12 protein-coding genes and 1 pseudogene are annotated in these 12875 nt (G+C 67.6%); 8 read left to right on the top strand and 5 right to left on the bottom strand.

Features of this window, described 5'->3' with window-relative positions:
• The first annotated feature begins 87 nt into the window (after window positions 1-87).
• Window positions 88-936, top strand: coding sequence for an alpha/beta hydrolase (locus ACT2FV_RS00605; RefSeq protein WP_124622175.1), 849 nt, complete (start codon window positions 88-90; stop codon window positions 934-936).
• 81 nt (window positions 937-1017) lie between these two features.
• Here the strand turns inward: ACT2FV_RS00605 and ACT2FV_RS00600 are convergent, their stop codons facing one another.
• A complete protein-coding gene (locus ACT2FV_RS00600) occupies window positions 1018-1248 on the bottom strand; it encodes a hypothetical protein (protein WP_059600278.1) in 231 nt (76 codons plus the stop codon).
• Between the two features lie 279 nt (window positions 1249-1527).
• Window positions 1528-2433, bottom strand: a complete 906-nt coding sequence (locus ACT2FV_RS00595) for a hypothetical protein (RefSeq protein WP_444502967.1) — start codon at window positions 2431-2433, stop codon at window positions 1528-1530.
• Window positions 2434-2511: 78 nt separating this feature from the next.
• Between ACT2FV_RS00595 and ACT2FV_RS00590 the strand changes: the two genes are divergently transcribed.
• Both ACT2FV_RS00590 and ACT2FV_RS00585 read left to right on the top strand, forming a co-directional pair.
• Window positions 2512-2850, top strand: a complete 339-nt coding sequence (locus ACT2FV_RS00590; RefSeq protein WP_044844401.1) for a helix-turn-helix domain-containing protein — start codon at window positions 2512-2514, stop codon at window positions 2848-2850.
• A 602-nt stretch (window positions 2851-3452) separates the two neighbouring features.
• Window positions 3453-5399, top strand: a complete 1947-nt coding sequence (locus tag ACT2FV_RS00585) for a Xaa-Pro dipeptidyl-peptidase (RefSeq protein ID WP_444502966.1) — start codon at window positions 3453-3455, stop codon at window positions 5397-5399.
• Between the two features lie 156 nt (window positions 5400-5555).
• Here the strand turns inward: ACT2FV_RS00585 and ACT2FV_RS00580 are convergent.
• Together ACT2FV_RS00580 and ACT2FV_RS00575 are read right to left on the bottom strand one after the other, a co-directional pair.
• Window positions 5556-5825, bottom strand: a pseudogene (locus ACT2FV_RS00580) (M28 family peptidase); the annotation flags it as partial.
• A gap of 157 nt (window positions 5826-5982) precedes the next feature.
• On the bottom strand, window positions 5983-6912 hold the full coding sequence (locus tag ACT2FV_RS00575; RefSeq protein ID WP_444502965.1) for a 2-hydroxyacid dehydrogenase: 930 nt from the start codon (window positions 6910-6912) through the stop codon (window positions 5983-5985).
• Between the two features lie 168 nt (window positions 6913-7080).
• On the opposite strand from ACT2FV_RS00575, the gene osmF reads away from it, so the two are divergent.
• From osmF to ACT2FV_RS00550, 5 genes are all read left to right on the top strand, one after another.
• The gene (osmF, locus tag ACT2FV_RS00570) at window positions 7081-8004 is read left to right on the top strand and encodes a glycine betaine ABC transporter substrate-binding protein OsmF (protein ID WP_124622181.1); all 924 of its coding nucleotides are present in this window, start codon (window positions 7081-7083) and stop codon (window positions 8002-8004) included.
• Window positions 8001-9179, top strand: a complete 1179-nt coding sequence (locus ACT2FV_RS00565; protein ID WP_444502964.1) for an ABC transporter permease — start codon at window positions 8001-8003, stop codon at window positions 9177-9179. Before osmF ends, ACT2FV_RS00565 begins: the two co-directional genes overlap by 4 nt.
• Window positions 9176-10114, top strand: coding sequence for an ABC transporter ATP-binding protein (locus ACT2FV_RS00560; protein ID WP_444502963.1), 939 nt, complete (start codon window positions 9176-9178; stop codon window positions 10112-10114). Before ACT2FV_RS00565 ends, ACT2FV_RS00560 begins: the two co-directional genes overlap by 4 nt.
• Window positions 10111-10878 carry an ABC transporter permease gene (locus ACT2FV_RS00555; protein ID WP_444502962.1) on the top strand — a complete coding sequence of 256 codons (768 nt, stop codon included), beginning with the start codon at window positions 10111-10113 and terminating at the stop codon, window positions 10876-10878. The genes ACT2FV_RS00560 and ACT2FV_RS00555 overlap by 4 nt, the downstream gene beginning before the upstream one ends.
• A gap of 218 nt (window positions 10879-11096) precedes the next feature.
• A complete protein-coding gene (locus ACT2FV_RS00550; RefSeq protein ID WP_124901088.1) occupies window positions 11097-11765 on the top strand; it encodes a lytic transglycosylase domain-containing protein in 669 nt (222 codons plus the stop codon).
• A gap of 75 nt (window positions 11766-11840) precedes the next feature.
• Here the strand turns inward: ACT2FV_RS00550 and ACT2FV_RS00545 are convergent, their stop codons facing one another.
• Window positions 11841-12716, bottom strand: coding sequence for a LysR family transcriptional regulator (locus ACT2FV_RS00545; protein ID WP_151048179.1), 876 nt, complete (start codon window positions 12714-12716; stop codon window positions 11841-11843).
• Between the last annotated feature and the right edge of the window lie 159 nt (window positions 12717-12875).

Raw genomic sequence — 12875 nt, 5'->3', positions numbered from 1 at the left:
CTGACAATCCGTAGGTTTCGCCGAAATATGGCTGAAAGGGACGGTTGCTAGAGTCGCCGAACAGGGTTTTCCCGATGCGAGGGCTCCATGAATCTGGTACGCGCGTTCTGGCTACTACTGCTGCTCGCCGCCGCGGGCCCGGCCCTCGCCTATCAGGCGCGGGTCGTCGCGATTCCGAGTGCCGCGATGAACCAGACGCTGAAGGCGACCGTCGTGCTGCCCGACGACTACGCACGCCTGCGCCACGGCCCGGAACGCGGCGTCGAGCGCTTTCCGGTCGTCTACCTGTTGCACGGCTCCGGCGGCGACCACACCGACTGGACCGCGAACACGCACATCGCGGCACTGGCCGATCGCTACCGCGTGATCCTCGTGATGCCCGACGGCGGACACGAAAGCTGGTACATCGACAGTCCGTTCGACTCGGGCAGCCGCTACGAAACCTTCGTCGGCGACGAAGTCGTGTCGTATGTCGACATGCACTTCAGAACGATCGCAACCAAGGGCGCGCGCGCCATCACCGGGCTCAGCATGGGCGGCTTCGGCGCGCTGCGCATCGCGCTCGACCGGTCCGACACGTTCGGCGCGGTCGGCAGCATCAGCGGCGCGGTCGATCCGCGCTGCTGCGAGGACGAACCGGGCATCGACCACGTATTCGGCGACCCGGGCCGCCATCCGTCATTCTGGAACCGCAACGCGATCGTCGAAAACGCGCGCGCATTCGTCCGCGCACATCTGGACCTGACGATCGACTGCGGCCGCGACGACTCGTTCGTCGGCTCGAACCGCACGCTGCATCAACGACTCGTCGCGCTCGGCGTGCCGCACGACTATGCGGAGCGTCCGGGCGGACATACATGGGACTACTGGGCACACGCGATCCGCTACCAGATGCAGTTCTTCGCGACGTCGTTCCAGCACGGCGGCTACGCGTAGCATCCGGCAGGCGCGACACGGGCGTGTCGCATTTCGCACTCAGTCATACGCGGAAGTGAAGGTAGAAGCCGCGAATCGAGTTCAGTTGCCGTGCGCCGCGTCGGCCCCCACCACGCGATCGAAGAACTCCTGCGCACGCGCCAGTTCGTCGAGCGCGCGATCGAGGCGCGACATCGCACGTGCATATTCGGCCGACGAGACGTCGTCGTCGCTTTCGCCGCGCACCGCGCGAAACGCCTGATCGACGTTGCGCGTCGCTTCGACGAAGCGTTGCGCCGCTTGAGCTTCCCGCGAACAGATGTGGATCGACATCGACACGTCTCCCTCAGGATTGCAGTGTGAAGCAAGCCGACGCCCAGCGTGCGTGGTGCGCATGTCAGCGGCGTGAACGACGGCGAGCAGCCTGTCGGCGCACGAGCCACCGCGCAGCACGCTTCGTGGCGATTGTCTCGCGACGCTTGCCGATCTGCCACGGCGAATTTGCAACACATTCTTGCGCGCGCCGCGATGGCGGCCACACGCATGCGTGTCATTGCACGCGCATCAGCAGTCCTGCTTCACGTCACGCACCGCACCTGCGCTGCGCGAATGTCATGCGCGCCCGATGCGCGGATGCGCGAGACCGCCGAACGCGGCCGCTTCGCCGGGCGACAGATCGAACAGATCGCCGGTGAGCCCGCTCGGATGCTCGGCCGTGGGCCGGCTGCGCAGTCGCGCGACATGCGTGGGCGCGACGTAGGCGGCCGCCGTTTCGATCGGCGGCACGTCGAACAGGTCGCGCGTGACGCCACGCACGGCATCCGTCGGCGAACGGCCGCGCAAGCGCGCGACCAGTTCGACGAAGCGATCGAAATCGCCGGCGCGCGTCGCCTTGTTCACCTCGGCGAGATCGCGCGCCTTCAGCACGCACGGCTGCGCGAGTCGCACGAAATACGGTGCTTCGAGTTCGACCGACAGCGCAAGCGGATAGCTCTTGCCGGTTTGCTCCTTCGCGCGCCCGATGCAATCGACCACGGCCGCGCCCTGCGCGACGCCGAGCGGCTTGCCCGTGCTCACGCTGCGCAGGTGGTCGGGGAACACGCGCAGTTGCGTGCCGACCGTCAGTGCGGTGGACGATGCGCAGACGAGTGCGTAGTGCTGTTCGCGGCGCCGGCCCGACGGCAGCGTCGAGCGGCTCGCGATGAAGGTGTGCGCCGGCAGCGGCCGCACCTGGCCGCTTGCGTCGATCCATGCATTCCACAGCAGCGCGTCCTCGCGCCTGCGCTCGCCGGGCCGCGTGCGCGACGCGACCGGCGAAAACAGTGCGAGCAGCGAACCCGTGCGATGCGCGGCGACTTGCGCGCTGCTGCCAAGCGGCTGGTTGATCCCCCACAGAAAACGCCCGCCCCCGAGCCGGCGCTCCCATTCCTTGCGGAGCACGACGGTCGGCAGTTCCTCGCCGGACTCGGTACCGATCTTCGTCCAGCAGAACGTGGGAGGGAGGTGTTTCAGTGTCATCAACTTTCTCGGGATACAGCCTCGCTGGTGACAGCAAGCCCATTCAACAACCGTAACTGTATAGGTATAATGCATCGCATGGAAGCCCCGGACCATGATTTTCCTGTACAAGACCTGTTGCGCCGTCTGATGGCGGACACGCGCTCGTCCAGCGAAATTGCAAGGCTTTCCGGCGTCAGCCAGCCGACCGTGTCGCGCCTTCGGCTGTCGAACGGGCATCGGCTGCGACGCAGCGCGCCATTCAATAAGCTATGCAGTTTCTACGGCGTCGATACCGGCCCGGCGCGCCGCCGGTACAACGACCTGCTGCGCGACGCGATCGTCGACGCGTGGGACGGCTCCGACGAGCACGGGCGGGCGCTGCTGGTCGTGATTCAGGGGTTGAAGGATCTGCAGGCGAAGGCCGACGACGGCTGACCCTCACAGGCGTTCATGGATGGATGCAAGACTGAAAGCATCCGGCGAGCGGGCGATGGCGAACACGATTCGTCATCGCCCGTTTTGCATCGGACGACGCGGCGCGAAGCGGCGGCAGACGCGCCGCCAGCACACCACGCGCCCCGCATCGACGACGTCTCAAATATTTTTTACTCACAGTTAAAAAAGTTTGACACGCCGTTTTCACTGAGATAACTTTTGCGCAAGCTTCCGGAAAGCAAACGCGAACCGGCAAGCCATCACGATGCGTGGCGCGGCCGAAACCGCCAATCCGTTTCATTCCGTCGCCGCACGCGCATCGCGTCGTGTTTTTCCGCAGCGCAGCACCGCAGCTCGCAACATCCCCGTTTCATCGAATGATGTCGTTCCGCCTCACCTGGAAGGACGCGCGGCATGCGCACATTTACTTTGCAGTCCTGCATGACATGCAGGCCGAAGCCACGGCTTTCCGGCCGGCGCATGTCGCCTGCGATGTCCCGATGGTGCGGTTTCCTTTTCGTTGCATGCAGTAATCGGCCCGGCCCGCAGGGGGCGTATCGCGGAACGGTCGTATCCACACAATCAAAAGAACGAGGTCGGCAATGCAATTTCATTTCAGAGGGTCGCGCCGCGCATGGCTACCCGCGCTCGTTGCAGCCGCGACGCTCGCCGCGTGCGGCGGAGATGACGGCGGCAGCGTGGCGGGCGTGTCCGCGCTCGCACAAGGTCAAGGGCAAAACCAGGATCAGCAGGGTGACAATGCACAAGGGCGCGTGTCGCCGTCCGGCGTCCCGTACGCGAATCCGGCCAGCGGCGGGCGCTACAAGCCGGTGATCACCAACGGTCAGGTACAGCCGTCGCTATCCGGCGGCACGATCGAGGAAAACGCGTGGGTCGACACGCCCGTCGACTCCGACGGCGACGGCACGCGCGACCGCATTCACGTGCGCATCGTGCGTCCGTCGGAAACCGCCAGCGGCGCACGCACGCCGGTCATCGTGCTCGCAAGCCCGTACTATGCGGGGCTCGCCGACAGCCCGAACCACGACGTCGACGTCGAACTCGACGGCACCCCGCATCCGGCCGCCACGGCGGCCGCGGCAGCCACCGGCGCCTCGGCGCGCATCATGGCCGCGGTGCCGCAGACGCGCATGCTGCAGCAGCTCGAGGCGGCCGCGGCCGGCCGTTCGTGGATCGAGGGCTACTTCATTCCGCGCGGCTTCACGATCGTCTATGCGGATTCGCTCGGCACCGCCGGTTCCGACGGCTGCCCGACGATCCTCACGCGCGACGAATCCGTCGCGATGGCGTCGGTGATCCGCTGGCTCGGCCGCGATGCCGCCGCGAAGGATGCGAGCGGCAAGCCGATCGTCGCGAACTGGTCGACGGGCCACGTCGGCATGTACGGCGTGTCGTACGACGGCACGCTGCCGAAGATGGTCGCAAGCCTGCGCACGCGCGGGCTCGACGCGATCGTGCCGATCGCCGGCCTGTCGAACATGTACGGCTACTACCGCTCGGGCGGGCTCGTGCGCGCGCCGGAGGGCTATCAGGGCGAGGACGTCGACGTCTATATCAAGGCACTCCTGACGAACGCGCATCCGGAGCGCTGCACGCACCTGATCGACGAGGCGTTGCAGCAGGAAGACCGCAAGACGGGTGACTATTCGCCGTTCTGGGCCGCGCGCGACATTCCGACCGCGCACGCGGTCGCGCCGGCACTCGTCGCACAGGGGCTGACCGACGACAACGTTCGCGTCGACCAGTCGACGTCATGGTATCTGGCGATGCGGCGCCAGGGCGTGCCGACGCAACTGTGGCTGCATCGCCTGAAGCACACCGACCCGACCCGCGTGCCGGCGATGGCCGATGCGTGGACTGCCGAGGTGAACCGCTGGTTCACGCGCTACCTGATCGGCGTCGACAACGGCGTCGAACGCGATCCGCGCGCGGTGGTCGAGCAGGCCGACGGCACGCTGCTGAAGGAAGCCGACTGGGCCGCGCGGCACGCCACGCCGGTCGCGTACTTCGCGGGCGGTGACGGCACAGGCACCGGCACGCTGTTGCGGCTGCCGAGCGGCGGTCCGCTCGCGGGCTTCACCGACGATGCGTCGATCCCCGCGCTCACGCTGGCGAACGCCGCGACCGGCGAGCATCGCAGCCGCTTCGAGACGGCGCCGTTCGCGGCTGCGACGCGCCTGTCCGGCACCGCGACCGCACGCGTGCGGCTGACCTTCACCGGCGTCGCGAACGTGACGGCACTGCTGGTCGACCGCGCACCGGATGGGTCGGCCACGATCGTCACGCGGGCATGGACCGATCCGCGCAATCGCGTGTCGGACTGGTTCTCGCAGCCCGTACTCCCGGGGATGCCGTATGACCTGAAGCTGACGTTCATGCCGCGCGACTACATGCTCGCAGCGGGTCACAAGCTCGGCCTCGTCGTGCTGTCGAGCGACAACGAGGCGACACTGCGGCCGACGCCGGGCACGGGTCTCGCGCTCGATCCGGCAGGCACGTCCGTGACGGTGCCGCTGGTTTCGTCCTGAGCCGGCGCGGTCTGGCACGACTGACCGCCACGCGCATGCGATCGGGCGCGATCGCATGCGCATGACGCCGAGTGACACGCATCGAAGGCGCCGCGCGACGATGCTTCACCGTCGCACGGCGCCGTTCTTCGTCGGCCACGCGATCGCGTCAGCCATGCGACGCCCCGCACGACGAAAGGCTCGCTCGACGGCGAGGCCGGCGAGCACGCCGTAGCAGCCGTCGAGTGCGCCAGCGTTGGTCACGGTGTCGATGTGCGAGCCCATCATCAGCGGCCGCTCGCTGCCGTCGCCGGAGGCGGAACGCAACGTGCCCAAAATGTTGCCGATCCGATCGACCTGAACGTCGAGGTCAAGCTCACGCATCCATTCGACGACGAGCTCGCGCCCGGCCCGCTCGTCGTCCGTCAGCGCGATGCGCGTCCGGCCGATAGCCGGACTTGACGGAGTGAAATGCCATTTCAGCAGGATCGATGTTTCGACGCTGAATTCGCGGCCACGACGCAAGGTTCTCTCGTCCTGGCGGGCCGGTTCATCTTCGTGCCGGTGCGTCCTTCATCCCTTCCGCACGCGGCGGCGGCGCCGCTCACACCGGCGTCAGCACCGGCTCCCCCGCGAAATGCCGCGCGGCGTTGTCGAGAAACTGCTGGACCGAACGATCGAGCGCCTCCGGCGACCAGCCGCCCATGTGCGGCGTCAGCACGATATTGTCGAGCGCCGTGAGCGCGCGCGGCGGCTCCGGCTCGCCTTCGTACACGTCGAGCCCGGCGCCCGAGATGCGCCGTTCGCGCAGCGCATCTGCCAACGCAGCGGTATCGACAACGCTGCCGCGCGACACGTTGACGAGAAACCCGCCCGGGCCGAGCGCGTCGAGCACCGTGCGGTCGATCAGATGATGCGTGCCCGCGCCGCCCGGCGTCGCGACGATCAGGAAATCGGCCCATTGCGCGAGCGCCTCGACACGATCGAAATAGCGATACGGAACATCCTTCGCGGAACGATTGTGATACCCGATCTCGATGTCGAAGCCGGCCGCGCGCCGCGCACACTTCTCGCCGATCTTGCCGAGCCCGACGATACCGAGCTTCTTGCCCGACACGTTCGGCGGCATCGGCAGCGCGTCGCGCCATACGCCGGCGCGGGTGTTCGCGTCGAGTTGCACGACGTTGCGCACGGCCGCCAGCAGCAGCGCGAACGCATGATCGGCGACACAATCGTCGTTGGTGCCCGCGCCCGTCACCACGGTGATGCCGCGCGCCTTCGCATGCGCGACATCGATGTGCTCGTAGCCCGCGCCGAGCGCGCTGACGAACGTGAGCTGCGGCATACGATCGATTTCGGCGGCAGTCAGGCCCGTGCTGCCGTTGGTCAACACCGCGCGGATCGTGCTGCCGTGTTCGGCGATCGCGCGCTCGCGTTCATCGGCGAGCGGTGCATGATGGACGTCGTATGACGCGGAGATCTGGCGGTGCGCGTCGCCGCGCAGCGCGATAAGGACCAGCAGCTCAGGCTTCATGTCAGCAAATGTCCGCAGGCGGGGGAATGCGTTCCAGTTTAACAACGGCGCGTGACGCGCGCGGGTTATCCCCACGCGCGCTGTGGACGTGCCGCCGCACATGGTTTGCCAAAGCCGACTCAGTCAAGTAACTTTCGGCGTACGTCCCCGTTCTGGAGAATGGCCCCGATGAAGCTCGCCCTGCCCGCCCGAATCCTGGGCCTCGCGTTCGCCGCCGCTGTCGTGGCACCCGGCGCGCACGCCGACACGCCCGTCGTGGTGTCGTCGAAGATCGACACCGAAGGCAACCTGCTCGGCAACGTCATCGCACAGGTGCTGAAGTCCCATGGCATCCCCGTCACCGAAAAGATCGCGCTCGGCACGACGCCGATCGTGCGCAAGGCGCTCACGAGCGGCGAGATCGACATCTACCCCGAATACACGGGCAACGCGGCGTTCTTCTTCAACAAGGCCGACGATCCCCTCTGGAAGAACGCAAGCCAGGGCTACGACACCGCGAAGAAGCTCGACTATGCCGCCAACCATCTCGTCTGGCTCGCGCCGGCGCCCGCGAACAACACGTGGGGCGTCGCCGTGCTCGCGCCGGTCGCGCAAGCGCAGCACCTGAAGACTTTCTCGGATTTCGGCAAGTGGATCGCGGGCGGCGGCAAGCTGAAGCTCGCGGCGTCGGCCGAATTCGTGAACAGCGCGTCCGCGCTGCCGTCGTTCGAGAAGGCCTACGGCTTCAAGCTGAAACCGGATCAGCTCGTCGTGCTGTCGGGCGGCGACACGGCCGCGACGATCAAGGCCGCCGCGAACCAGACCGACGGCGTGAACGCGGCGATGGTGTACGGCACCGACGGCGGGATCGCATCGAGCGGCCTCGTCGTGCTCGACGACGACAAGCACGTGCAGCCCGTCTATGCGCCGACGCCGGTGATTCGCGAAGTCGTGCTCAAAGCACATCCGCAAATCGCCGAGTACCTGAAGCCGGTGTTCGAAAGCCTCGACCTGAAGACGCTGCAAATGCTGAACGCGCGCATCCAGATCAACGGCGAGCCGGCCGCCGGCGTGGCAAAGAGCTACCTGAAGTCGAAAGGCTTCGTCAAGTGACGGGTCGCGCGGTGGCGTCCGCGCGACGCATCGCGCTGGATAAAGTCGGCATCCTGATCGGTGTCCTGACGATCGTCGCGGTGTTCGGCATGCCGTTCATGGTGCTTCGGCCGAACCGGATCGCGGCCGGCACGGGGCTGTCGGCGTTCGCCGCGCTGCCCGCGATGCAGGGGGCCGCGCTCGCCGCGTTGTGGGTCGTCGGCGCGTTATGGGCGATGACGGCGAGCCGCCCCGCATGGCGGCTCGCGGCGGGCTGTACATGGCTCGCGACGCTCGCCTACGCGGTCGGCGCCGCGGCGACGCACGTCGTCGCACCCGACGACGTGCTCGCGCGCGTGTCGCCCGCGGCAGGCGTCTGGCTGTTGCTGTTCGCCTGGGCGGTGCTGGTCGCCGACGCACTCGCGCGGCTCGCATTCGGCCCGTGGCGCCGCCTCGTCGCACTCGTCGTCGCTATCGCGGCGATATCGGTACCGCTTGCGACCGGCTGGTGGGACGGCCTGTCCGTGATGCGCGAATACGCGGTGCGCAGCGACGACTTCTGGCGCGAAGCAATCCGGCACGTGTCGCTCGCGGGCGGATCGGTCGCGGCCGCGCTTGTCGCGGGCCTGCCGCTCGGCATCGCGTGTGCGCGGGTCGCACCGGTGCGCACCGTCGTGATGCCGGTGCTCAATATCGTGCAGACGATCCCGAGTATCGCGATGTACGGGCTGATGATGGCACCGCTCGGCCTGCTCGCCGCGCACGTGCCGCTCGCGGCCGCGCTCGGCATCCGCGGGATCGGCGTCGCGCCGGCCGTGCTCGCGCTGTTTCTCTACTCGCTGCTGCCGATCGCGTCGAGCGTCGTGGTCGGGCTCGAGCAGGTGCCGCCGCATGTGACCGAAGCGGCTCGCGCGATGGGCATGACGCGCGCGCAGCGGCTGCTGCGCGTCGATCTCGTGCTCGCATTGCCGGTGATTCTGAGCGGCGTGCGCATCGTGCTCGCGCAGAACATCGGGCTGACCGCGGTCGCCGCGCTGATCGGCGGCGGCGGTTTCGGTACCTTCATCTTCCAGGGGATCGGGCAATCGGCCGCCGATCTCGTACTGCTCGGCGCGATCCCGACGATCGCGCTCGCACTGGCGGCCGCCGTCGTGTTCGAAGCCGCGACCACGCTTGCGAAGGGACGTACCGCATGATCGAGATCGAACGCATCGGCAAACGCTTCGGCGACGTCGTCGCCGTCGACGACGTCTCGCTGACGATGAAGCAAGGCACGATCACCGCGCTCGTCGGCGCATCGGGCAGCGGCAAGTCGACGCTGCTGCGGATGATCAACCGGCTGATCGCGCCGACCGCCGGCACGATTCGCATCGACGGCGTCGACACCGCGAGCGTGCCGCCCGAGCAGTTGCGGCGGCGCATTGGCTACGTGATCCAGGGGCACGGCCTGTTTCCGCACTGGAGCGTCGCGCGCAACATCGCGACCGTGCCGCGCATGCTCGGCTGGCCGGCCGAGCGCATCGACGCGCGCGTGCGCGAACTGCTCGACCTGTTTCATCTTGCTCCGTCCGAGTTCGCGGACAAGCTGCCGCATGAACTGTCGGGCGGCCAGCAGCAGCGCGTCGGCGTCGCGCGTGCGCTCGCGGCCGAGCCCGCGATGCTGCTGATGGACGAGCCGTTCGGCGCGCTCGATCCGATCATCCGCAACAAGGCGCAGGACGACCTGTACGCGCTGCAGCGCCGCCTCGGCATCACGGTCGTGATCGTCACGCACGATATCGAGGAAGCGCTGAAGCTCGGCGACACGATCGCGGTGATGGACGGCGGACGGCTGCTGCAGGTTGCGCCGCCGGCCGAGATTCTCGGCAAGCCGGCCGCGGGTGTCGTCGAGCAGCTCGTCGCCGGCGTCGACCGGCCGCTGCGCCTGCTCGCGCTGACGCCGATCGACGCGGTGGCCGAACCCGGCCATGCCGACGGCGAACCGATCGCCGCGACGCGCACGCTGCGCGACGCGGTGTCCGAGCTGCTGTGGCGCGGAGCGGACGCATTGCCGGTCGACGACGGCAACGGGCACGCTGCGCGCCGCATCACCCTCGATGCGATCCGCGCGCATGCGAGGAAGCCCGCATGACGATGAAGCCCGCGCGTTCGACCCTGCCGCGGCGGTTTCCTGCGTATGTCGCGCGTGCGGCCGCCCTTGTGCTGCTGCTCGTGCTGCTGCTGCGCCCCGCATGGCTGCAGGGCGTGTTCGCGCCGTTCGCGGACAACGGCGCGCCGGTCATCTACGATCGTGCGAGCCTGCTCGATCTCACGCTCGCGCATCTCGGCACCGTCGCGCTGTCGAGCCTGATCGGCACGCTGGTCGCGGTCGCGGCCGGCATCGCGGTCACGCGTCCGGCCGGCGCGGATTTCCTGCCGGTCGCGCGCAGCGTCGTCGACATCGGCCAGACCTTTCCGCCGGTGGCAGTGCTTGCGCTCGCGGTGCCGGCCGTTGGCTTCGGGCTGAAACCCGTGCTGATCGCGCTCGTGTTGTACGGTCTCCTGCCGATTTTCGAGAGCACGATCGCGGGGCTCGAAGACGTGCCGCGCGACGTCGTCGACGCCGCGCGCGGGATGGGGATGAGCGGCTGGCAGCAATTGGTGTCGGTCGAGCTGCCGCTCGCGTTTCCGGTGATCGTGAACGGGATCCGGCTCGCGGTCGTGATCAATCTCGGCACCGCGACGATCGGGTCGACGGTCGCCGCGCGCGGGCTCGGCGATGTGATCATCGCAGGCCTGCAGACATCGAACACGGCGTTCGTGCTGCAGGGCGGCGTGATCGTCGGGCTGCTCGCGGTGCTGGTCAGTGATGCGATCGGCGCGCTTGCACGGGCGGCAAGCGCGCGGCGGGCGTAGCACGCATCCGCGATCGCGATACGCATATGAAATGGGGGACGCGAGAGAAAATCCGGCCGTTCTTCATCCGGACTCCGATACGTATTCGTGCAACGATCGCGTCTGTGCGAGGCACCCGCCGACAAAAGCCTACATCGCGCTTTCATTCGAGCCCGCGCTCGCACACGCCAGATGATTGGCCGATATACTATGCGCCTCCCATTTCCCCGCACTTCACCATGCGACGACGGTTTCTCTGGCTGATCGTGTTTTCGCTCGGCATCGCGCACCAGGCCTCGGCGCAGCAGGCGCCCGCATTGCCCGCCTCCGCGCCCGAAGCCGCCGCATCCGCGCCGACCGAGGCCTCCGTCCCGCTCGCGAACGATCAGCCCAACGAAGCAAACCGTCGCATCACGTCCTACCTGACGAAGAAATTCGGCGTCGCGAGAGAGCGCGCCGCGAAACTCGCCGATATCGTGAACATGACTGCGACGAAATATTCGCTGCCTCCGGCACTCGTTTACGCCATTATCTCGATCGAATCGCGCTTCCAGGAAAAGGCGCGCGGCCAGCGTGGCGCGACCGGACTGATGCAGGTCGTGCCTTCCGCGCACCGCGGCATGCTGCGCAACGTGAAAGACCTGACCGAGCCGAATGCGAACGTCGAAGCCGGCTCGAAGATTCTGTCGGGCTATGTGCGGGCGGCCGGCGGCAACGTGCAGGCCGGGTTGAAAAGCTACGGCGGATCGAATGCGTATGCGGCGAAGGTGATGCAGCGGGTCGACACGTTCCGCTTCGTGCTCGAACCCGAAGACGGCGCGAAAGGCGCGAACGATACGAACGCGCGCATGATGCCGGTCAGCGATCTGTCGACCGCGGCGCCCGCCGCGAACCGCAACGCGAAGTAAGCGCACCTCACGCTACGCACCGCGCGTACCTGCGTATCCGCCAGCGGCGGGACGCACGACGGCACGTACCGCCGCTCACTCGCGTGCGAAATGCGCGCGCAGAAATTCGATGAAATGCTGCGTTTTCGCGGGCAGCAAACGCGTTTCGGTCATCGCATAGATGGGCACCGGGGTGCCCTCCCATTCCGGTAGCACGCGGCGCAGCCGGCCGGCGACCACGTCGTCGGCCACCACTTCCTCCGGCAACTGGATGATCCCCGCGTCGTGCACGGCCAGTTGCCGGTTCATGCCGACGCTGTTGACGACGAACCGCCCGCCCACCGGCACGTCGACCGTGCGCTCGCCGCGACGCAGCGTCCACGCGGTGACGCGTTGCACGCTCAGACACTGATGGCGTGTCAGGTCGCCTGGTTCGAGCGGCTCGCCCGAACGTTCGAGATAGCGTGGCGACGCATACAGGTTGCCGCGCAACGTCGCGAGCCGCCGCGCGACGAGCTGCGAATCCGCGGATTCGCCGATGCGGATCGCGACGTCGAACGGCTCGCTCACCAGGTCGACGCGCCGCGACGTCAGCTCGAAATCGAACGTCAGCTTCGGATACCGTTCCGCGAATTCGACGACCAGCGGCGTCAGGTAGATCACCGCGAAATCGACCGGAAACGACGCGCGCAGCACCCCGGACGGTTCGGCCAGCAGCCCGCCGAGCTGCTCGTGCGCGAGCCGCGCCTCGTCGACGATGCGCTTGCAGCGCTCGAAGTACAGCTGCCCGGCCTCCGTGAGCTCGATCCGGCGCGTCGTGCGATGCAGCAATCGCAGGCCGATCGCCTTTTCCAGCGCGCCGATCCGCCGCGACAACGTCGAATTCGGCATCCCCAGCGTCTGGGCGGCACTACGAAAGCCGTGCGCCTTCACGACCTCCACGAACAGCGCCATGTCGTTCAGCAGTTCCATGCCGACTGCTCCATCAATGGATCAATGATCTCCACGATACCCGGTTTATCTCGAAAAGGAAGCAATGGATGATGCTGACGTGGAGGCGAGGCCGGCGCAACGCGCGCGGCCGCCGCCCGATGCGGCATCGCCCCGGTGGCGCATCCCGAACTTCGATGA

This window comes from Burkholderia sp. PR2, assembly GCF_052372875.1.
In the GTDB taxonomy this organism is placed as follows: Bacteria; Pseudomonadota; Gammaproteobacteria; order Burkholderiales; family Burkholderiaceae; genus Burkholderia; species Burkholderia diffusa.
Note: the sequence above shows the minus strand (reverse complement) of the source record. Positions and strands in the feature narration are given on the sequence as shown.

Bases quoted from the DNA above. Each gene is read 5' to 3' on its own strand.
- ACT2FV_RS00605 (WP_124622175.1), top strand. From the start codon at position 88: ATGAATCTGGTACGCGCGTTCTGGCTACTACTGCTGCTCGCCGCCGCG.
- ACT2FV_RS00585 (WP_444502966.1), top strand. From the start codon at position 3,453: ATGCAATTTCATTTCAGAGGGTCGCGCCGCGCATGGCTACCCGCGCTC.
- ACT2FV_RS00560 (WP_444502963.1), top strand. From the start codon at position 9,176: ATGATCGAGATCGAACGCATCGGCAAACGCTTCGGCGACGTCGTCGCC.
- ACT2FV_RS00600 (WP_059600278.1), bottom strand. From the start codon at position 1,248: ATGTCGATCCACATCTGTTCGCGGGAAGCTCAAGCGGCGCAACGCTTC.
- ACT2FV_RS00595 (WP_444502967.1), bottom strand. From the start codon at position 2,433: ATGACACTGAAACACCTCCCTCCCACGTTCTGCTGGACGAAGATCGGT.
- osmF (WP_124622181.1), top strand. From the start codon at position 7,081: ATGAAGCTCGCCCTGCCCGCCCGAATCCTGGGCCTCGCGTTCGCCGCC.
- ACT2FV_RS00550 (WP_124901088.1), top strand. From the start codon at position 11,097: ATGCGACGACGGTTTCTCTGGCTGATCGTGTTTTCGCTCGGCATCGCG.
- ACT2FV_RS00545 (WP_151048179.1), bottom strand. From the start codon at position 12,716: ATGGAACTGCTGAACGACATGGCGCTGTTCGTGGAGGTCGTGAAGGCG.
- ACT2FV_RS00590 (WP_044844401.1), top strand. From the start codon at position 2,512: ATGGAAGCCCCGGACCATGATTTTCCTGTACAAGACCTGTTGCGCCGT.
- ACT2FV_RS00555 (WP_444502962.1), top strand. From the start codon at position 10,111: ATGACGATGAAGCCCGCGCGTTCGACCCTGCCGCGGCGGTTTCCTGCG.
- ACT2FV_RS00575 (WP_444502965.1), bottom strand. From the start codon at position 6,912: ATGAAGCCTGAGCTGCTGGTCCTTATCGCGCTGCGCGGCGACGCGCAC.